15 protein-coding genes are annotated in these 19,398 nt (G+C 67.0%); 8 read left to right on the forward strand and 7 right to left on the reverse strand.

All coding sequences use genetic code 11. The annotated features are described in order from the left end of the window. Positions 1 to 50: 50 nt before the first annotated feature. From AUL32_RS22110 to AUL32_RS24735, 6 genes are all read left to right on the forward strand, one after another. Positions 51 to 968: a LysR family transcriptional regulator gene (locus AUL32_RS22110; RefSeq protein WP_062120009.1), complete on the forward strand. Its 918-nt coding sequence runs from the start codon at positions 51 to 53 to the stop codon at positions 966 to 968. A gap of 133 nt (positions 969 to 1,101) precedes the next feature. Continuing rightward, positions 1,102 to 2,748, forward strand: a complete 1,647-nt coding sequence (locus tag AUL32_RS22115; RefSeq protein ID WP_062120012.1) for an OFA family MFS transporter — start codon at positions 1,102 to 1,104, stop codon at positions 2,746 to 2,748. A gap of 63 nt (positions 2,749 to 2,811) precedes the next feature. Further along, positions 2,812 to 3,297 carry a formate dehydrogenase subunit gamma gene (locus tag AUL32_RS22120; RefSeq protein WP_062120015.1) on the forward strand — a complete coding sequence of 162 codons (486 nt, stop codon included), beginning with the start codon at positions 2,812 to 2,814 and terminating at the stop codon, positions 3,295 to 3,297. Beyond that, positions 3,294 to 4,883, forward strand: a complete 1,590-nt coding sequence (locus AUL32_RS22125) for an NADH-ubiquinone oxidoreductase-F iron-sulfur binding region domain-containing protein (RefSeq protein ID WP_062120019.1) — start codon at positions 3,294 to 3,296, stop codon at positions 4,881 to 4,883. Before AUL32_RS22120 ends, AUL32_RS22125 begins: the two co-directional genes overlap by 4 nt. A gap of 12 nt (positions 4,884 to 4,895) precedes the next feature. After that, positions 4,896 to 7,769, forward strand: a complete 2,874-nt coding sequence (fdhF, locus tag AUL32_RS22130) for a formate dehydrogenase subunit alpha (RefSeq protein WP_062120021.1) — start codon at positions 4,896 to 4,898, stop codon at positions 7,767 to 7,769. Next, positions 7,766 to 8,116: a formate dehydrogenase subunit delta gene (locus AUL32_RS24735; protein WP_082659995.1), complete on the forward strand. Its 351-nt coding sequence runs from the start codon at positions 7,766 to 7,768 to the stop codon at positions 8,114 to 8,116. The genes fdhF and AUL32_RS24735 overlap by 4 nt, the downstream gene beginning before the upstream one ends. Before the next feature lie 291 nt (positions 8,117 to 8,407). Here AUL32_RS24735 and AUL32_RS22140 read toward each other — a convergent pair whose 3' ends face one another. The 3 genes from AUL32_RS22140 to AUL32_RS22150 all read right to left on the reverse strand — a co-directional run bounded on the left by AUL32_RS22140 (position 8,408) and on the right by AUL32_RS22150 (position 12,673). Beyond that, a complete protein-coding gene (locus AUL32_RS22140; RefSeq protein WP_062120024.1) occupies positions 8,408 to 9,814 on the reverse strand; it encodes a class II fumarate hydratase in 1,407 nt (468 codons plus the stop codon). 103 nt (positions 9,815 to 9,917) lie between these two features. Further along, positions 9,918 to 11,291, reverse strand: coding sequence for a cation:dicarboxylate symporter family transporter (locus AUL32_RS22145; protein WP_062120027.1), 1,374 nt, complete (start codon positions 11,289 to 11,291; stop codon positions 9,918 to 9,920). A gap of 74 nt (positions 11,292 to 11,365) precedes the next feature. Continuing rightward, positions 11,366 to 12,673 carry a class-II fumarase/aspartase family protein gene (locus AUL32_RS22150; protein WP_202814309.1) on the reverse strand — a complete coding sequence of 436 codons (1,308 nt, stop codon included), beginning with the start codon at positions 12,671 to 12,673 and terminating at the stop codon, positions 11,366 to 11,368. A 156-nt stretch (positions 12,674 to 12,829) separates the two neighbouring features. Between AUL32_RS22150 and AUL32_RS25355 the strand changes: the two genes are divergently transcribed. Together AUL32_RS25355 and AUL32_RS22160 are read left to right on the forward strand one after the other, a co-directional pair. After that, positions 12,830 to 13,600 carry a GntR family transcriptional regulator gene (locus AUL32_RS25355; protein WP_061978879.1) on the forward strand — a complete coding sequence of 257 codons (771 nt, stop codon included), beginning with the start codon at positions 12,830 to 12,832 and terminating at the stop codon, positions 13,598 to 13,600. 416 nt (positions 13,601 to 14,016) lie between these two features. After that, positions 14,017 to 14,751 (forward strand): NAD-dependent epimerase/dehydratase family protein, encoded by a 735-nt coding sequence (locus AUL32_RS22160; protein WP_062120030.1) that lies wholly within the window; start codon positions 14,017 to 14,019, stop codon positions 14,749 to 14,751. A 328-nt stretch (positions 14,752 to 15,079) separates the two neighbouring features. Here the strand turns inward: AUL32_RS22160 and AUL32_RS22165 are convergent, their stop codons facing one another. The 4 genes from AUL32_RS22165 to AUL32_RS22180 all read right to left on the reverse strand — a co-directional run bounded on the left by AUL32_RS22165 (position 15,080) and on the right by AUL32_RS22180 (position 19,380). Further along, positions 15,080 to 16,228: an ABC transporter ATP-binding protein gene (locus AUL32_RS22165; protein ID WP_082659999.1), complete on the reverse strand. Its 1,149-nt coding sequence runs from the start codon at positions 16,226 to 16,228 to the stop codon at positions 15,080 to 15,082. Positions 16,229 to 16,266: 38 nt separating this feature from the next. Further along, the gene (locus AUL32_RS22170; protein WP_062120034.1) at positions 16,267 to 17,094 is read right to left on the reverse strand and encodes a carbohydrate ABC transporter permease; all 828 of its coding nucleotides are present in this window, start codon (positions 17,092 to 17,094) and stop codon (positions 16,267 to 16,269) included. Continuing rightward, complete coding sequence (locus AUL32_RS22175; protein WP_062120037.1) at positions 17,091 to 17,990, reverse strand: carbohydrate ABC transporter permease; 900 nt, start codon at positions 17,988 to 17,990, stop codon at positions 17,091 to 17,093. Before AUL32_RS22175 ends, AUL32_RS22170 begins: the two co-directional genes overlap by 4 nt. Before the next feature lie 103 nt (positions 17,991 to 18,093). Then, a complete protein-coding gene (locus tag AUL32_RS22180; protein ID WP_062120040.1) occupies positions 18,094 to 19,380 on the reverse strand; it encodes an ABC transporter substrate-binding protein in 1,287 nt (428 codons plus the stop codon). Positions 19,381 to 19,398: the final 18 nt, after the last annotated feature.

Raw genomic sequence — 19,398 nt, forward strand, 5'->3', positions numbered from 1 at the left:
ACTAGCCTGCGCGCGGCGCGGGTTCGGCCCCCTGCCTTCGCGGAGCCCCGATGCAGATCCGACATCTCCAGTATTTCGTCACCCTGGCGCGCGTCGGCCATTTCCGCCGCGCGGCGGAAAGCTGCGGCGTGTCGCAGCCGACGCTCTCGGCCGGGCTCAATTCGCTGGAGACCCTACTCGGGGTGGAGCTGGTGCGGCGCGACCGGCGCTTCGTCGGGCTGACGGCCGAGGGCGAGGCGGCGCTGCCCTGGGCGCAGCAGATGCTGCACGATTGCGACGGAATGCTGCGCGCGGCCGGCCGGCCGGGCATCGGCCTGTCCGGGCGGCTGCGCCTCGGCGTCATCCCGGCCGCCATGCCGGCGGCGGGCGCCATCCCGCCGGTTCTGGCGATCGACCATCCCGATCTTCAGCCGGTGATCCTGTCCATGACCTCGCGCGAGATCGAGCGCGCGCTTCATGCGCACGATATCGACGGCGGCATCACCTATCTGGAAAGCGAGCCGCTGTCGGGCGTCATCAGCTGGACCTTCTACGAGGAGCGCTATCGCTTCGCGACGCCGGCCGACGGCGAATTCGCGGGCCGCTCGTCCATCTCCTGGGCCGAGGCGGCCTCGGCCCCGCTCTGCCTTCTCACGCGCGACATGCAGAACCGGCGCATTCTCGACGCGCAGATGACCCGCGTCGGCGTCGAGATGCGCCCGCGCGCCACAACCAATTCCTACACCGCGCTCCTGTCCATGGTGCGCATGGGCGGCCTGTCCTCGATCCTGCCCCACCCTCAGGCCCGCACGGCCGAGCGCGATCCCTCGATCCTCGTCCTGCCCTTCGACGATCCCTCGCCGCCCCAGGCCGTAGGGCTCGTCGTGCTCGATCGCCATCCGATGTCGGCGCTGACGCGGGCGATCCTTTCCTGCGTGCGCTCGGCCGAGTTCCGCCGCCGGATCGAGCCGCTGCGGGACACACGCTGAGCGATTTTTGATAGAGGCGCTCTATCAACGATCGATCCGGCTGCATTTGACTCGTTCTAAGTTTCGCAACACCCTCGTCTGTCAGGAGAAACACGATCGCGAGGTCGTGGCTCCGCGTGTCCTGGGAGGGTTCATGAGTTCCGCAGCCGATGTCTCGCGTCCAGCCAAAGCTGGCTTTCTGGAGCGGGAAAACACCGTCGCGAAGGCCGGTTTCAACCGCTGGCTGATCCCGCCCTGCGCGCTTGCCATCCATTTGTGTATCGGCATGGCCTACGGCTTCTCGGTGTTCTGGCTGCCGCTGTCGCGCGCCATCGGCGTGTCGCAGTCCGTCACCTGCGACGGTATGAACCTGACGACCGCCCTGTTCACGACAACGTGCGACTGGCGCGTGTCGGACCTTCTCTGGATGTACACGCTGTTCTTCGTGGTGCTCGGCGCCTCGGCGGCGATCTGGGGCGGCTGGCTGGAGCGCGCCGGTCCGCGCAAGGCCGGGCTCGTGTCGGCCGTGTGCTGGTGCGGCGGCATGGTGATCTCGGCGCTCGGCATCTACCTCCACCAGCTCTGGCTGATGTGGCTGGGTTCGGGAATTATCGGCGGCATCGGCCTCGGGCTCGGCTACATCTCGCCGGTCTCCACGCTCATCAAATGGTTCCCGGACCGTCGCGGCATGGCGACCGGCATGGCGATCATGGGCTTTGGCGGCGGCGCGATGATCGGCTCACCGCTCGCCGACATGCTGATGCGCCATTTCGCTTCGCCCGAAGGCGTCGGCGTGTGGCAGACCTTCCTGGTGCTCGCCGCCGTCTACTTCGTCTTCATGGTGTCCGGCGCGCTGGGATATCGCGTGCCGCCCGAGAACTGGCGCCCCGCCGGCTGGACGCCCGCCGAGGCGAAGAACCGCATGATCGCCACCGGCGACGTGCACCTGAAGGACGCGCACAGGACGCCGCAGTTCTGGCTGATCTGGGTGGTGCTCCTCACCAACGTCTCCGCCTCGATCGGCATCATCGGCGTCGCCTCGCCCATGCTGCAGGAAATCTTCGCCGGACGGCTGATCGGGGCCGAGGGCGTCCGCTTCCTCGACTTCACGCCCGAGCAGCGCGCTGCCGCCGCCGCCGTGGGCGCGGGCTTCGTCGGCCTCGTCTCGCTCTTCAACATCGGCGGGCGCTTCTTCTGGGCCTCCTTCTCCGACCGGCTCGGCCGCAAGACCACCTATGCCGTGATTCTGGCGCTCGGCCTTGCGATCTATGCCGCCCTGCTGCCGCTCAGCGCTACCGGCGGCCTTCTGTTCGTGTTCGTCGCCTCGTTCTGCGTGATCGCCTCCATGTATGGCGGCGGCTTCGCTACCGTGCCGGCCTATCTCGCGGACGTGTTCGGCACCAAGTTCGTCGGCGCCATCCATGGCCGGCTGCTCACCGCCTGGTCGCTCGCAGGCGTCTTCGGCGGTCTCATCACCGGCACGATCCGAGACCGGCAGATCGCGGCCGGCGTGCCGCGCGAGACGGTGTACCAGCCGATCTTCCTGACGGTCGCCGCGCTTCTGGTGGTGGGCTTCGTGGCCAATCTCCTCGTTCGCCCCGTCGCCCAGAAGTGGCAGATGCGCCAGGAGGGCAAGGGCGCCTCGAAGCCGACGCTGGTCGGCACGGCCCCGGCGGGCGGCGATTACGGCATCGGGCGCGGCGGCTTCAGCGGCCCGGCGCTTCTGGCCTGGGGCATCATCGCCCTGCCGCTTCTCTGGGGCGTCTTCATCACGCTGCAGAAGGCCGCAGCCCTGTTCTGACGATCAAGTCGCGCCGGCGCCGCCCCTCGCGGCGCCGGCCTTTCGATATTCGGGAGATCACCCATGCTCGATTCCGCGCGACGCTCCGTTCCCTTCGACCGAGAGCGGCTGGACGAGATCATCGCCGCCCACAAGGATCGGCCCGGCGCGCTCTTGCCGATCCTGCACGAGGTGCAGGGCGAGTTCGGCATGGTGGACGACGCCGCCGTGCCGGTGATCGCGCAGGCGCTCAACCTGTCGCGCGCCGATGTACACGGCGTTCTCACCTTCTACCACGACTTCCGCCGCCAGCCGGCGGGCCGCACCGTGGTCAAGCTCTGCTCGGCCGAGGCCTGCCAGGCGGCGGGCGGGCGGGCGCTCCAGGCCCGGGCCGAGGAGCTTCTGGGCGTGCCCATGAAAGCGACCAGCGGCGACGGCGCGGTGACGCTGGAGCCGGTCTACTGCCTCGGCCTCTGCTCCGTCGCCCCGGCGGCGATGGTGAACGGCAAGATCCATGGCCGCCTGTCAGCCGAGCGACTGGCGACGCTTCTCGGGGAGGCCGTGCGATGAGCGGGCTGGTTCGTGTTTTCGTGCCGCGCGACGCCGCGGCTCTCGCGGTCGGCGCCGACGAGGTGGCGAGCGCCATCGCGCAGGCCGCAGCGCAAGCGGGGCGCGCCGTCGAGATCGTGCGCACCGGCTCGCGCGGGATGCACTTTCTGGAAGTGCTGGTCGAGGTCGAGACAGCGGACGGGCGCATCGGCTACGGCCCTGTTGGCGTGGCGGACGTCGCCGCGCTAGTCGCGGCGGGCCTGTTCGAGGGCGGCGCGCATCCGCTGCGCATCGGTCGGCCCGAGGCGCATCCGTTCCTTGCCCGCCAGACGCGCTCCACCATGGCGCTGTGCGGCATCGTCGATCCGCGTTCGGAGAGCGACTATCGCGCCCATGGCGGCTGGCGCGGGCTCAAAGCGGCGCTCGCCATGAGCGCCGAGGAACGGGTCAAGACCGTCGCCGCTTCCGGGCTGCGCGGGCGCGGCGGCGCGGGCTTTCCCACCGGCATCAAGTGGGACACGGTGCGCATGGCATCGGCCGACCAGAAATATGTCGTCTGCAATGCCGACGAAGGCGATTCCGGCACGTTCGCGGACCGCATGACCATGGAGGGCGATCCGTTCCGCCTCGTGGAGGGCATGGCGATCGCCGGCGTCAGCGTCGGCGCGACCTATGGCTACATCTATATCCGCTCGGAATATCCGCACGCGATCGAGGCGATGGAACATGCCATCGGCGAAGCGCGCCGCGTCGGATGGCTCGGGAGCTCGGTCGGTGGCTCGGGGCTGGCCTTCGACATGGAGGTGCGCGTCGGCGCAGGCGCCTATGTCTGCGGCGAGGAAACCTCGCTTCTCAACTCGATCGAGGGCAAGCGCGGCATCGTGCGCGCCAAGCCGCCGCTGCCGGCGCTGAAGGGCCTGTTCGGCAGGCCGACCGTGGTCAACAACGTCCTCTCGCTCGCCGCCGTGCCGGCGATCTTCGCCGAAGGGCCGGAGGCCTACGAGCGGCTGGGCCTGGGGCGCTCGCGCGGCACCATGCCCGTGCAACTCGGCGGCAACGTGCGCCATGGCGGCCTGGTTGAAGTGCCCTTCGGCATCACCTTGGGCGAACTCGTCAACGAGATCGGCGGCGGCACGGCCTCGGGCCGGCCGGTGCGCGCGGTGCAGGTCGGCGGCCCGCTCGGCGCCTATTTCCCGCCCTCGCTCTTCGACACGCCCTTCGACTACGAGGCCTTCACGGCCAAGGACGGGCTGATCGGCCATGGCGGCATCACCGTGTTCGACGACACGGTCGACATGGCGCACATGGCGCGCTTCGCCATGGAGTTCTGCGCGGCGGAAAGCTGCGGCAAGTGCACGCCCTGCCGCATCGGCGCGGTGCGCGGGCAGGAGACGATGGACCGCGTGCTCGCCGCGCGCGAGGCCGGGCGCTCCGCCAGGGCCGAACTCGATCTCCTCGCCGACCTCTGCGAGACGATGAAGTTCGGCTCGCTCTGCGCGCTCGGCGGCTTCACGCCCTACCCCGTCATGAGCGCGATGACGCATTTTCGCGAAGACTTCGATCTCGACGCGCGGCCGCTCCCGGCCGCGCTCCAGACGGCGAACTGAGGAGGACACGGCATGTCGCTCGTTCACGAGACCGACCACGGCACACCCGAGCGCCGCTCCGAGAAGATGGTGACGCTGACGATCGACGGCGAAAGCGTCACCGTGCCGGCGGGCACCAGCCTGATGCGCGCCGCGAGCCTGACGGGCACCAAGATCCCCAAGCTCTGCGCGAGCGACTCGCTGGAGCCCTTCGGCTCCTGCCGCATGTGCCTCGTGGAAGTGGAGGGGCTGCGCGGCACGCCGGCCTCCTGCACCACGCTGGCGGCCGACAACATGGTGGTCCACACGCAGACCGACCGGCTCGCCAAGCTGCGCCGGGGCGTGATGGAGCTTTACATCTCCGACCACCCGCTGGACTGTCTGACCTGCTCGGCCAATGGCGACTGCGAGCTGCAGGACACGGCGGGCGAAGTCGGCCTGCGCGAGGTGCGCTACGGCCAGCACGGCGAGAACCACGTCCACGCCCACGAGCATGGCGAGGCGAACCCGCTCTTCATGGAGAAGGACCTCTCCAACCCCTATTTCCAGTACGACCCGTCCAAATGCATCGTCTGCTCGCGCTGCGTGCGGGCCTGCGAGGAGGTGCAGGGCACGTTCGCGCTGACCATCGCCGGGCGCGGCTTCGACAGCCGCGTTTCGCCGAGCCAGGGGCAGGACTTCTTCTCCTCCGAATGCGTGTCCTGCGGCGCCTGCGTCCAGGCCTGCCCGACCGCGACGCTGATGGAAAAGTCGGTGGTCGCCATTGGCGTGCCCGAGCATTCCAAGGTCACGACCTGCGCCTATTGCGGCGTCGGCTGCTCCTTCAAGGCCGAGATGCGCGGCGAGGAGCTGGTGCGCATGGTGCCTTGGAAGGACGGCAAGGCGAATCACGGCCATAGCTGCGTCAAGGGCCGCTTCGCCTACGGCTATGCCAACCACCGCGAGCGCATCACCAAGCCGATGATCCGCGCCTCGACCTCCGATCCCTGGCAGGAAGTGTCGTGGGAGGAGGCGATCGCCCACACGGCGTCCGAGTTCCGCCGCATCCAGGAGAAGTACGGGCGCAACGCGGTCGGCGGCATCACCTCGTCCCGCTGCACCAACGAGGAGACGTTCCTCGTCCAGAAGCTGATCCGGGCGGGTTTCGGCAACAACAATGTCGACACCTGCGCCCGCGTCTGCCACTCGCCGACCGGCTACGGTCTGAAGACCACGCTCGGCACCTCGGCGGGCACGCAGGACTTCGATTCCGTCGAGGAGTCCGACGTCATTCTCGTGATCGGCGCCAACCCGACCGACGGCCACCCGGTCTTCGCCAGCCGCATGAAGAAGCGGCTGCGCGAGGGCGCGGAGCTGATCGTGATCGACCCGCGCCGCATCGACCTCGTGCGCACCCCGCATGTGGAGGCCGCGCACCACCTGCCGCTGCGCCCCGGCACCAACGTCGCCGTTCTCACCGCCATGGCACATGTGATCGTCACCGAAGGGCTGGTGGACGAGGACTATGTGCGCGCGCGCTGCGATCTGGAGGCCTTCGCGGCCTGGGCGGAGTTCGTGTCCGACCCCGCGCGCTCGCCGGAAGCCAGCGAGCCGATGACCCGCGTTCCGGCAGTCGACCTTCGCGCCGCCGCGCGTCTCTACGCCACGGGCGGCCGGGCGGCGATCTATTACGGGCTCGGCGTCACCGAGCACAGCCAGGGCTCCACCACGGTCATGGCCATCGCGAACCTCGCCATGGCCACCGGCAATATCGGCCGTCGCGGCGCGGGCGTGAACCCGCTTCGCGGGCAGAACAACGTGCAGGGCGCCTGCGACATGGGCTCCTTCCCGCACGAGCTGTCGGGCTATCGCCACGTGTCCGACGACACGGCGCGCGCCCTGTTCGAGACCATGTGGGGCGTCGAGCTCGACGACGAGCCGGGCATGCGCATTCCCAACATGCTGGACGCGGCGGTCGCCGGCGAGTTCAAGGGCATCTACATTCAGGGCGAGGACATTCTCCAGTCCGACCCCAACACGCGCCATGTCACGGCGGGCCTCGCCGCCATGGAATGCGTCGTGGTGCAGGACCTGTTCCTGAACGAGACGGCGGTCCATGCCCACGTCTTCCTGCCGGGCTCGACCTTCCTGGAGAAGGACGGCACCTTCACCAATGCCGAGCGCCGCATCCAGCGCGTGCGACGCGTGATGAAACCCAAGAACGGCTATGCCGACTGGGAGATCACGCAGCTTCTCGCCAACGCGCTCGGCCTGCCGATGGCCTACGCGCATCCGTCCGAGATCATGGCCGAGATCGCGGCGCTGACGCCCACCTTCTCGGGCGTGTCCTACGAGCGCCTGGAGACCGAGTCCCTGCAATGGCCGGTCAACGAGAAGGCCCCGCTCGGCACGCCGCTCATGCACATGGAAGGCTTCGTGCGCGGCAAGGGCCTCTTCGTGGTGACGGAATACGTGCCGACCGACGAGAAGGTCGGCCCGCGCTTCCCGCTTCTGCTCACCACGGGCCGCATCCTGTCGCAGTACAATGTCGGCGCGCAGACGCGGCGCACGGACAACGTGCTCTGGCACGAGGAGGATCTTCTGGAGATCCACCCGCACGACGCCGAGGAGCGCGGCATCCGCGAGGGCGCCTTCGTCAAGGTGGCGAGCCGGGCCGGCGACACGAGCCTGCGCGCGCGCATCACGGATCGCGTCGCGCCGGGCGTCGTCTACACGACCTTCCACCATCCCCTGACGCAGGCCAATGTCGTGACGACCGACTATTCGGACTGGGCCACCAACTGCCCGGAATACAAGGTGACCGCCGTTCAGGTCTCGCCTTCCAACGGGCCGAGCGACTGGCAGGAGCACTACAACAGCTTCGCGGAGCGCTCGCGCCGCGTCGCCCAGGCGGAGCCGGCGGAATGAGCGCGCCACACGACGCGGGATCGGACGAGACCGGAGCGCACGAGACGGGTCCGAGCGAGGCCGAGAAGCTCGTCTCCATGCTGAACCAGGTGGCGCGCTTCTTCGAGGCGCAGGCGCACGAGCCCGGCGCGCTCGGCGTCGCCGACCATGTCGCCGCCTTCTGGACGCCGCGCATGCGCGACACGATCCTCGCCCATCTCGACGCGGCGGACGGCGCGGGCCTGCGCCCTCTCGCCCGCGAGGGCCTGGAGGCCCTGCGCGCCCGCCCGCCCAAGGCCGCCAAGCGCGCCCTGGAGCGCGCCGGCGGCATCTCGGTCGGCACCAAGCCGGGCGCCGACGCCGGCTGAACCCTCTGGGGCCTGTTGGCGCCTCAGTCCGACTCTATGTCGTTGGCTTTCCTGCAAGGAGATGTGGGATGCTGAGCGAGGAGCAATGGTTTGATGCGGAGCCGCTGATCGAGGCGTGCCGACCCCATGCGAAGATGCCGAGCCCGCATCTTCGGCAAACCGTCGATGCGCGCCTACCTCGCGTCGCGCCTTGGCGTCCTGTCGCTCATCACGCCGGTTTTAGGAGTGGGCTTCGGCATCGCCGTTCTCAGCGACGACCTGACTCCCGAGTTCGTGGGGGCGCTGCCCTGGCTAGCGCGGCACAGGTGCGACCATCGTCTTCGGATCGACGATGCGGTCGTAGTCCTCTCCTGTCACGTAGCCCAGCGCGATGCCCGCCGCTCGCGGCGTCAGGTTCTCGCTCAGCGCCTTCTTGGTGATGTCGGCGACGCGATCGTAGCCCAAGATTGGATTGAGAACCGTGGCGAGGAGCAGCGCGTCGGCGACATTCGCGGCGAGACGCTCTCGGTCGACGTCGAGGCCTCGAACCAGTTTCGTGGCGAAGATCCGCGAACCGTCCGTCAGGAGGCGGATCGATTGCAGGAGGTTGTGGACAAGAACGGGTTTGGCGACGTTGAGCTCGAAGCTTCCCGACGCGCCCGCCGCCGAGATCGTCGCGTGATTGCCGATGACCTGAAAGGCGACCTGCACCAGCGCCTCCGCGATGGTCGGGTTGCGCTTTCCCGGCATGATGGAGGAGGACAGCCCGTCGTCCGGCAGGACGAGCTCGCCAAGGCCGCATCGCGGCCCGGAGGCGAGCAGGCGGATGTCGTTGGCGATCTTGATCAGCGAGACGGCGAGAACGTTGAGCGCGCCCGAGACTTCGACCAGACTGTCATGGGCACCCATCCCCTCGAACTTGCTCGGATTGGGCAGGAACGGGAGCCCGCTCAGGCTCGCCACCTCGGCGCAGAAAACCTCGTCGAACCCATCCGGCGCGTTCAGTCCCGAGCCAACGGCCGTGCCGCCTTGCGCCAGCAGGTACAGGCGCGGCATCGTCGCCTCGACCCGGTCGATCCCGAGACCGATCTGCCGGGCGAAGGCGTCGAAGCCTTGTCCGACCGTCATCGGAACGGCGTCCATCATGTGGGTCCGGCCGATCTTGACGATGTCCTCGAACTCCCGCGCCTTGGCGGCGAGCGTGTCGCGTAGGAGCCCGAGCGCGGGCAGCAGCCCGTTGCGCAGCTCGATCGCCGTCGAAAGGTGCATGACGGTCGGAAAGCTGTCGTTCGAGGATTGCGAGCGATTCACATGGTCGTTGGGATGGATCGGCTGGCGACGTCCGAGCGGGTGCCCAAGGGCCTCGTTGGCGCGGTTTGCGATGACCTCGTTCGCATTCATGTTGGTCTGGGTACCGGACCCCGTCTGCCAGATCGTCAGCGGAAAGTGGTCGTCGAAGCGACCCTCCCACAACTCGCGGGCCGCTGCCTCGATTGCGTCGGCCAGGATCGGGTCGATCGTTCCGAGCCGTCGATTGGCGCGGGCCGCCGCGAGCTTCTGCAGGCCGAAGGTCCGAACGAGAGCAGCCGGGAAACGCTCGTCGCCGATCTCGAACACACCGAGCGCGCGTTGCGTCTGCCCGCCCCAATAGCGGTCGGCGGGAATCTCGACCGGGCCGAAGGCGTCGTGCTCGATCCGGCAAGCCGGTTGATCGGTCATGTTCGAGGTCCTTGATGGGTGGGCCGATGGCGAAAGCCGGGACGGCGGGGAGCTCGTGAGTCTCCCCGGAAGAACCATCCAGTAGCTGAGGTATCTCAGCTCCTCAGGCGGGGGCGGCAGCCGCGTCCCCACGCTCGAACTCGGATGTGACGGCCCGCTCGGCGGCAAGGGGATCGCGATTTGCCAGCTCCGCCATAGCCGGGTCGAACTCGCCGCAGAGTTTCGCCGTCACCACGGTGGCCACGCAATTGCCGATGGCGTTGCAGGTGGAAACGGCGATCGACATGAAGCGATAGACGCCGAAGATCAAGGCGAGGCCCTCCACCGGGATGAAGCCGGAAGCGGTGACTGTCGCCGCGAAGACGACGAAGCTACCGCCCGAAACCGTCGCCGCGCCCTTCGACGTCAAAAGCATGATGGCCATCAGCGTTCCGAGCTGCGTCCAGGTGATGTCGATGCCATAGGCATGGCTGAGGAAGACGACGCCCATGCCCATGAAGATGGACGTGCCGTCCAGGTTGAAGGCGTAGCCGGTCGGCATCACGAGACCGACGACCTGTTTCGAGGCGCCGTAGCCGGGCAGCTTTTCGAGAAGTCTCGGCAGGACGCTTTCGGACGAGGCCGTGCCAAGCACGACGACGATCTCGTCCCTGATATAGCGCAGGAGGCCGAGAAGGTTGATACGGAAGATCATCGACACCGTGCCGAGCACGATCACGACAAAGCCGACGATGGCGATGTAGAAGCTCAGCACAAGCCAGGCGAGGGCAACCAGGACGTTCGTGCCGTTCGCGCCGACAGCATAGGCCACCGCGCCGAACGTGCCGATCGGCGCGAGCTTCATGATGAGATGGATGAATTCGAAGAAGGCGGTCGAGATCGTGGCGAGACCCCTTTCGATTGGTGCGCGCTTATCCGGCTTCAGAGACAAGAGCGCCGCGCCGAAAATGATGGCGATGACGAGCACCTGGAGAAGTTCGCCGCGCGCGAAGGCGCCGAAGAAGTTGTCGGGAAAGACATTCAGAAAGAACTGGCTGAAGGTCGTATGGGAATCGACGGCCTTCTTGGCCGCGTCGGCCGCGCCCTGCGTCGCGCTCGCCGAGGCCGCGATCTGCCCCATGCCGCGTCCCACGTCGAAGAGGTAGGCGGCGGCCAAGCCGAACACGATTGCGATCGTGGAGATGATCTCGAAATAAAGGGTGGCGATGAGCCCCACCTTGCCGACGCGCTTGAAGTCGCCCGCCGCCGCGATGCCCGCCACCACCGTCAGGAAGACGAGCGGGGCGACGGCGGTTTTGATGAGGCGCAGGAAGATGTCGCCGAGGATCTTCAGCGACGCGCCGAATTCGGGCCAGATCAGGCCGACCAGGATGCCGAGCACCATGCCGACGATCACCTGGAACCCAAGCCCTTTCCAGATGGGCTTGCCCGCTTTGATCGCGGCCGCTCCGGCCGCCTTGGGCGAAATGCTGTTCATGGGGTACTCCTCCCGTCCGGATGGCGCGCCGTGCGCGCGATTCATCCGGCCCCTTGGTCGATTTCTCTGGCGCCTCAGCCCCGGCCGGCCAGAACCCGGTCGACCATCTCGCCGCACAGGCCGAGATAGTTCGCCGGATTGCAGGCGCTCTCGATGGCCTCGGCCCCTCCCAGGGCCTCCATCACTTCAGGCTTGGTCTTCAGGATGTCGGCGAGACGACCACCGCCCTCGATCGCGGCGCGGCAGGCCTCGTAGACGACATCATGCGCGTGCTGGCGCCCGAGCCTGGGGGCGGCCGCCATCATCACCGCCTCGGCGACGATGAGCCCGCCTGTCAGATCGAGATTGGTGCGCATGCGCGCCTCGTGGACCACAAGCCCGTCGAGCATGTACCGAGCGTTGGCGAGCGCTGAGGCCGTGAGAATGAAGCTCTCCGGCACGGCGATCCATTCGACGTGCCAGGGACCGGTAGCGCGCTCGAAATCGTGGATCATGCCGTCCAGCATCGTGGCGACCTGCTGGCGAACCGATTTCGCCGCCGCCAGGATCAGCTCGCTGGAAATGGGATTGCGCTTCTGCGGCATGGTGGAGGACGCGCCGCGTCCCGGAACGAAGGGCTCCGAGACCTCGCCGAACTCCGTCGACATCATCAGCATGACGTCGGTCGCGATCTTGGCGAGGGAGCCGGTGACGAGCCCCAGAAAGGACACGACCTCCGCAATGCCATCACGCGCGACGTGCCATGTGATCGGGGGCTGAGCGAGGCCGAGTTCCGCGCAGAACGCGCCCTGCATCTCCAGGCCGCCCTGGCCGATCGATGCCAAGGTTCCGGCGGCGCCCGAGAACTCGCCGAACAAGACCCGTGAGCGCAGGCCCGGCAGGCGCTCGGCATGCCGATCGAGGCAAGACAGCCAGACCGCCGCCTTGTAGCCGAAGGTGATGGGTAGCGCCTGCTGCAGATGGGTGCGCCCAGCCATCGGCGTATCGCGATGGCTCTTGGCGAGTCGGGCGAGGATCGTGCGCAGAGCCTCGATATCGGCTTCAACGAGATCCAGCGCCGCGCGGATCTGGAGCACGTTCGCCGTGTCCATGATGTCCTGCGTCGTCGCACCCCAATGGACATATCCACCGGCCTCGCCCGCCGCCTCGGCGAGCTGATGGACGAGCGGCAGGATGGGATAGCCGACGATTTCGGTTTCGCGGCGCAGACGATCGAAATCGATCTGGATAGCGTGGGCCGCCGCGTCGATCGCTGTCCCGGCCGTGGCGGGAATGGCGCCGAGCCGCGCCTGCGCGCGGGCGAGGGCCGCTTCCGCTTCCAGATAGCGAGCAACCAATGCCTCGTCGGCGAAGACGGCGCGCATGGCGGCCGTTCCGAACATGTCACGAAACAACAGCGAGTCGAAGACGGTGCTAGACAAACGACCACCCTTTCCTTTTGTTCGAACAAACTACGCGGTCCGAACAATGTCAACGGCTTTGTCCGGACAGAGAATTGCGCTAATGCTGTCGTGGCTGCCGATGGAGGATGGTGCGCATTGAAGACGCGTTACGCGCAGGTTGCTCATCGGCTGGCAGGCGAGATCGCCGAGGGCGTCTATCCCGTCGGCTCCACGCTGCCGAACGAGCCGACGCTCGCCGTCCTGCTTGGAGTAAGCCGCTCGACCCTTCGCGCAGCGCTAGGCGAGTTGCAGAAGTTGGGCCTCGTCTCACGCCGCCCAAGCCTTGGCACGCGTGTCGAGGCGGCCATCCCGCAAACCCACGAACGCGGCTTCACCCAGACGTTGGGATCGGTCGAAGCGATCGTCCAATATGCTTCAGACACGTTGCGCGACAGCCTGACGATTTCCAGCTGGGTCGCCGATCGCGCCGCCGCCGCCCGTTTCGAGATCGAGGCGGGGTCACGCTGGCTCGTCGTCTCGTTTCGGCGCTGCCAACGCTCCGATCCGCCGATGGCACCGATCTGCTGGACGGATGTCTATGTGGCGGAAAGCTTTTCCGAATTCGTCCGCCAACATATGGACGGCCATCGGGGTACCGTGTCGGAACTCGTCGAAGAATTCGCCGGAAGGCCGGTAACCTTGGTAGAGCAGACGCTCAAGGCCTGCGGACTCCCGGCGGTTCTGGCCGCGCCGCTCGAGGCGGATGCCGGTGATCACACGCTTGAAATCACGCGACGATACTTCCTCGGCGAGAGCGAGCTCGCGCTCTTCTCCATCAGCCTGCATCCGGGCCAGCGTTTTTCCTATGTGTCTCGTCTGCGGCGCAACGACGATACAACAAACCCTGTATCCGGGCCCGCTGACTGAGAGACACCGTCTGACTGAAACTCCGCAAGAGGGGCTCTATACTCGGCGCCCCCCTTTTGGCTGCGGCGCGAGGAGAGGCGCGCCTGGGGCCGGTCTTTCCGATGACGCGAGGGAGGCTGCGAGGCGCGAGATCGCCAACTGAGCGTTTGGTTCGATCGTGATAGCGACGGGCCAAAACCGCTCATTCGGAACGCAGGGACCTCTTCCGCTTTGCCGTTTGCATCGAGCGGTTTCGAGCGTATCCGATCCGGAACAGGTCTTCGGAACTCGGCGTCTGCGAAGAAGCACGGTTTCGGAGGGGAACGGTGCCTTTCGAACGACTCGTTCGGTTATGGACGGAAAGCATCCATATCGGCTCGGCCTGTCTCGCGAGAGAGCCGAACCCGTGGAGACTGACATTGATCGGAGATGATGGAATGGCTGGGAACGGCTCGAGGACAGTTCTTTTGACGGGAGCCGCTGGTCGGGTCGGGTCTGCATTTCGGTCGATGGCTCCGAAGCGGCTACACCTTCGCCTTGCGGATCGAGACACGTCGTCGTTCGGTGCCGAGGACGACACCATGGCTATGGACATTGCCGATCTGGAAGCATGCAGACGAGCTTGCGAGGGTATCGATACGGTCGTCCATCTTGCCGCCGATCCCGGGCCGATCGCAGACTTCTATGGATCGCTGCTCGACGCCAACATCAAGGGAGCGTTCAATATCTTCCGCGCGGCGGCGGATGCCGGTTGCCGCCGCGTCGTGTTCGCCAGCAGCGCGCAGACGATCGAGGGTTATCCGGAGGATCGCCAGGTCTCGGTTCGCGATCCCGTCAGGCCGAAGAATCTGTACGGTGTAACGAAGTGCTTTGGCGAGGCGCTCGGATCCTATTTCTCGACGCAGGAAGGCCTATCCGTTATCGCCGTCCGAATTGCCAATTTCGCCGAATTCCTGCCCGGAGAAAACCATTCGCCCCGTGATGTCAGTGCGTTCATAAGCCATCGCGATGCCGTGCAATTGTTGGTCCGCGCGGTTGACGTCGAAACGGTCGGGTTTGCCATCGTCAACGGCGTGTCCGACAATCGTTACAAGCGTCTTACATTGGAGGAAAGCCGAGAGGTCCTGGGCTATTCGCCCGAGGACGACGCCTTCGAAATACTCGGCCTGTAGGCGAGAACGCGCGTCAGGAGCAACTCGCTTCCGCTGCGACTTCCTTTCTTCCAGTACGATCGTTTTGGGGAAGGCCGATGGCATGTCTGGACCGGCCGCTTTCTCGAAGCCGTTCTGGAAGCGCATCGCAAGCTTGCTGCTACCGCGACCGGGATCGATCACCCGGTCGGCGACGAGACAGCGCGCCGATCACCGGTTCCACCGGTGACAATGCCCGGTGGTCGGCCTCGCGAAGAGCTCCTATCCAGTCGAGGCGCAATTGTCGGGCCGAGCGAAACGGCGTCTGGCGACCCTGCGATCGCATCCGCCCCCGGCGGTTCGCGAAGCCTCAGGCGTCGAGGTCGGCAGGGGCGGAACCGTTCTCCGCGGCCGCGCGAGGCGGGGGCGAGCCGGCTCGATCGATGGGAAGCCGGTTGCCGCTTTCGTCGAACAGGAGAACCTCCTCCTCGATCGCGGCCATGCGAATGGCGTCCCCTCGGCGCAGGATGTGGTCTCCGGCGATCACGGCCAGCCAGCGCCGCCCGCCCGCCCAGCGGAACGCCACCACCGTCTCGTTGCCCAGTCGCTCCACCGTCTCGACCTCGCCCGCGATCGAGCCGTCCGCGTTCAGGCGGAGGGCCTGGGGGCGCAGGCCCAGCGTCAGGTTGCGGCCGACATTCAGCCCGGCGACGGACGGCAGGCGCAACACCTCCCCCGCCCCCTCGGCAAGCAGGACGCTTTCCCCATTCCCGCCCGCCGCGACGCGAACGGGCAGCATGTTCATCTTCGGCGCGCCGATGAAGCCGGCGACGAAGAGATTGGCGGGGTTCTTGTAGAGATCGATCGGTCGGCCGACCTGCTGCACCACGCCGCCGTCCAGCACCACGATCTTGTCGGCAAGGGTCATCGCCTCGACCTGATCGTGGGTGACGTAGATCATGGTCGCGCCCAGCTCGGCATGAAGCCGCGCCAGTTCCATGCGCGTGTCGGCGCGCAGGGCCGCGTCGAGATTGGAGAGCGGCTCGTCGAACAGAAACACCTCGGGCTTGCGCACGATGGCGCGTCCGATCGCCACGCGCTGGCGCTGGCCGCCCGAAAGCTCGCGCGGGCGGCGCTCCAGAAGATGCTCCATCTGCAGGACGCGCGCCGCCTCGCGCACGCGCCGGTCTCGCTCGGCCTTCGGCGTCTTCGCCAGCTTCAGCCCGAAGCCGACATTGTCGTAGACGCTCATATGCGGGTAGAGCGCATAGGACTGGAACACCATGGCGATGCCGCGCTCGCTCGGCTCGACGTCGTTGCACAGGCGCCCGCCGATGCGGAGCTCGCCGCTGGTGATTTCCTCGAGCCCCGCGATCATGCGCAGGAGCGTGGACTTGCCGCAGCCGGACGGCCCGACGAAGACCACGAACTCGCCGTGCCGGATCGAGAGGTCGATGCCCCTGATGACCTCGACGGCGCCGAACGCCTTGCGGATGGATTGAAGCGACAGGTCGGCCATGGAGTTCCTTTCGGGCGCGTGCCCCGGTTTCCCGTCGCTCAGCCCTTCACCGCGCCGGCGGTCATGCCGGCCACGATCTGGCGGTTGAAGAACAGGAAGACGACCAGCGGCGGGATCGTCACGAGCAGGATGTTCGTGAACAGGAGGTTGTACTGCGTCGCGTACTGGCTCTGGAAATTGTAGAGCGTCAGTTGCACCGTCACGTTGCCGTTGCCCGGCAGGTAGTAGAGCGGATTGACGAAGTCGTTGAAGATGGCGACCGACTGCACCACGATGTTGGTCACGGTCACCGGCTTCAAGAGCGGCAGGATCACCCGGAAGAAGAGGTCGAGCGGCTTGGCGCCGTCGATGATGGCCGCCTCGTCCAACTCGCGCGGGAGCGTGGCGATGAAGGCGCGATAGAGGATCACGCAGAACGAGATGTTGTAGGCGACCTGGATCAGCACCATGCCCGGCAGCGTGGCGAAGAGGCCGATCTGCTGAAGCAGCCAGATGGTGGGCACCACGGCGGGCGGGATCATCAGCCCAGCCAGAACCAGAGCGTCGATCACCCCGTTCCAGCGGCTCTTCCGGCGCTGCCGGACATAGCCGACCATCGCGCCCAGGATCACGAGCAGCGTGACGCTGGCGAGCGTGATGAGGGTGGAGTTGAGATAGGCGGTGAGCAACATGTAGTTGCGCGCCGAGATCACGGCCACGAGATTGTCCCAGAGCGCGAAGCTGGTGGGCCAGGAAAAGTCGAGCCGGTTGGCCTCCGCGCGCGTCTTCACGGCGTTGAGCGCGATGAAGGCGAAGGGCACGAGAAAGACGACCGCGAAGATCACGACCGAGGCGAGGTTTGCGACGGGCCTGCGCTTGCGTTTCACGAGCGGTCCTCCTCACGGTTCAGAAAGGCGTAGAGCGGCAGCACCAGCACCGCGATCAGCGCGAAGAGGATGACGTTTCCCGCCGTCGACAGACCGTAGAAGCCGGCCTGATACTGTTTGTAGATCACCGAGGCGACGACGTCGGAGGCAAAGCCCGGGCCGCCCTTGGTCATGGCCCAGACGAGGTCGAAGGTTCTGAGCCCTCCGATGAACGACAGGGTCACCACCGTCACGGTGGCGGGCCGCACCAGCGGCAGCGTGACATAGGTGAACTGCGCGAGCGAGCGCGCCCCGTCGATCCGCGCGGCCTCGTAATAGTCCTTCGGGATCGAAACGATGCCGGCGATGAAGATCACCGTGGCGAGCCCGACGCCTTTCCAGACATCCACGACCGCCACCGACAGGAGCGCCAGGCGCCGGTCGGTCAGCCAGCCCGGCCCTTTGACGCCGAGAAGCGCCAGACCCTCGTTGATGACCCCGTGGGTCGGATGCATCATGGCCGTGAAGGCGATGCCGACGCCGATCGTGCTGACGAGGACGGGAAAGAAGGCGAGCGAGCGCAGGAAGTCGCGCGCCGCGATGCGCGAGGTCAGAAGCACCGCCAGAAGCAGCCCCAGCACGGTCTTCAGACCCGAGGTCAGGAAGCCGAAGATCACGGTGTTGACGAGGCCCTGAACCAGGAAGGGCTCCTGAAAGAAGGCACGGAAATTGTCGAGGCCGATGAAGCTCGACTCGAAAAGGGTCCAGCGCGTGAGGCTGAACCAGATCGAGGACAGCGCCGGAAACAGGAACAGGACGCCGTAGATCGCGGCGGCGGGCAGGTAGAACCAGAACGGATAGGGGCTGCGCCGCCGACGCGCGGTCGGCTCGGCGGACGGGGAATGGATCTCGGTCATCGTCGTCCTGCGTGACGGATGGGGCGTGGGGCAAGGCTTGGCGGAAGGGGGTTTTCGCCGCGTCGGGGCCGCCCGCTTCCGGCGCGGCCCCTTTGTGCGAGCCTCACCAGCCGGGGAGGCCGAGCTGCTGCGCCTGCCGGGCGACGTCCTTGTCGTAGAGGCGGGCGGCGTCCTCGGGCTGGCGGATGCCCGATCCGACTTCCACCGTCAGCTGCTCGAGCTGCGGCCCCTTGACCGGCGAGAGGTATTCCAGAGCCGGCGCGGTCTTGCCTGCGTCGAAATAGGCGAGCACGTCGCGGACCACGGCCGGGAGATCGGCCGGCAGCGAGCAGCCCTGGACGAGATAGGGTCCGTTGGCGGCGGCCGCCTTGTTCTGCACCGCGCAGCCTTCCGGGCTCGCCGCGAAGGCGAGGAAACGCTTGGCTTCCTCGGCGTGGCTGGTGGAGCGCGGAATGTAGAAGGCCGCCGGCAGCCAGGTCGTCAGGCCGTTGTCGGCCGCGTCCTCGCCGGGCTGGGAGAAGAAGCCGATGTCGGCCAGCCGGTCGGGATAGAGCTCGGCGATGGCCTGGATGGCGAAGGTGAGCATGGGATAGTGCGCGCCCTCCCCTTCCGCCAGCATGCGCAACCCGTCCTCGTAGCCGGCCGCGCCGAAATCCTCGTTCAGGAAGCCGCCGTCATGCACGGCCTTCAGGCGCTCGAACCCTTTGAGGGCCACCGGGTCGTCGGCATACTTGACCTTGTTCGCCGTGAAGCGCGCGGCCCAGTCCGGCTCTCGGCGCTGGACGTTGTAATAGTCCGCGAGCACGAGGATCTGCGAGGTCCAGGTGTCGCGATAGGTCTGGATCACGGCGGTGTGCCCCGCCGCCTTGATCGCCTCGTTGTTCTTCATGAAGTCGGCCCAGGTCCGGGGGACCTGGAGCCCGAGCTCGGCATAGAGGCGACGGTTGTAGAGAATGCCGAAAGCCTCGGCCGGGCGCGTGGGAACGCCGAAGACCTCGCCGCCCATGCTCACCGCCGCCTTGAAGGCGGGGTCCATCGTGGCGGCATAGGGCTGATCGGCGAGATCCAGAAGCGTGCGCGTGGGGGCGAGCGCCTGCAGGAGCGCGCCCGAATTGTACCAGAAGACGTCGGTCATCTGCCCGGTGGCCAGGCGCGTCTTGACGATGTTGTCGCCCTCGCCGCCGCTGGGGCGCGTTTCGATCTCGATCGCGATGTCGGGATTCTTGTCCTGGAAGGCGGCGACGAGCGCCTGCGACACGGCGATCGTATGGGGCGCATTGTCGACCAGCAGGGACAATTGCGTGTCCTCAGCGGATGCGCCCACTGATCCGGAGAGCAGGCCGATGGCGAGCGTTCCCCACAGAATGGACAGGCCTTTGCGACGGTTCATCTGTTTCCTCCCAAAAAC

It is taken from the genome of Aureimonas sp. AU40 (genome assembly GCF_001463785.1).
In the GTDB taxonomy this organism is placed as follows: Bacteria; Pseudomonadota; Alphaproteobacteria; order Rhizobiales; family Rhizobiaceae; genus Aureimonas.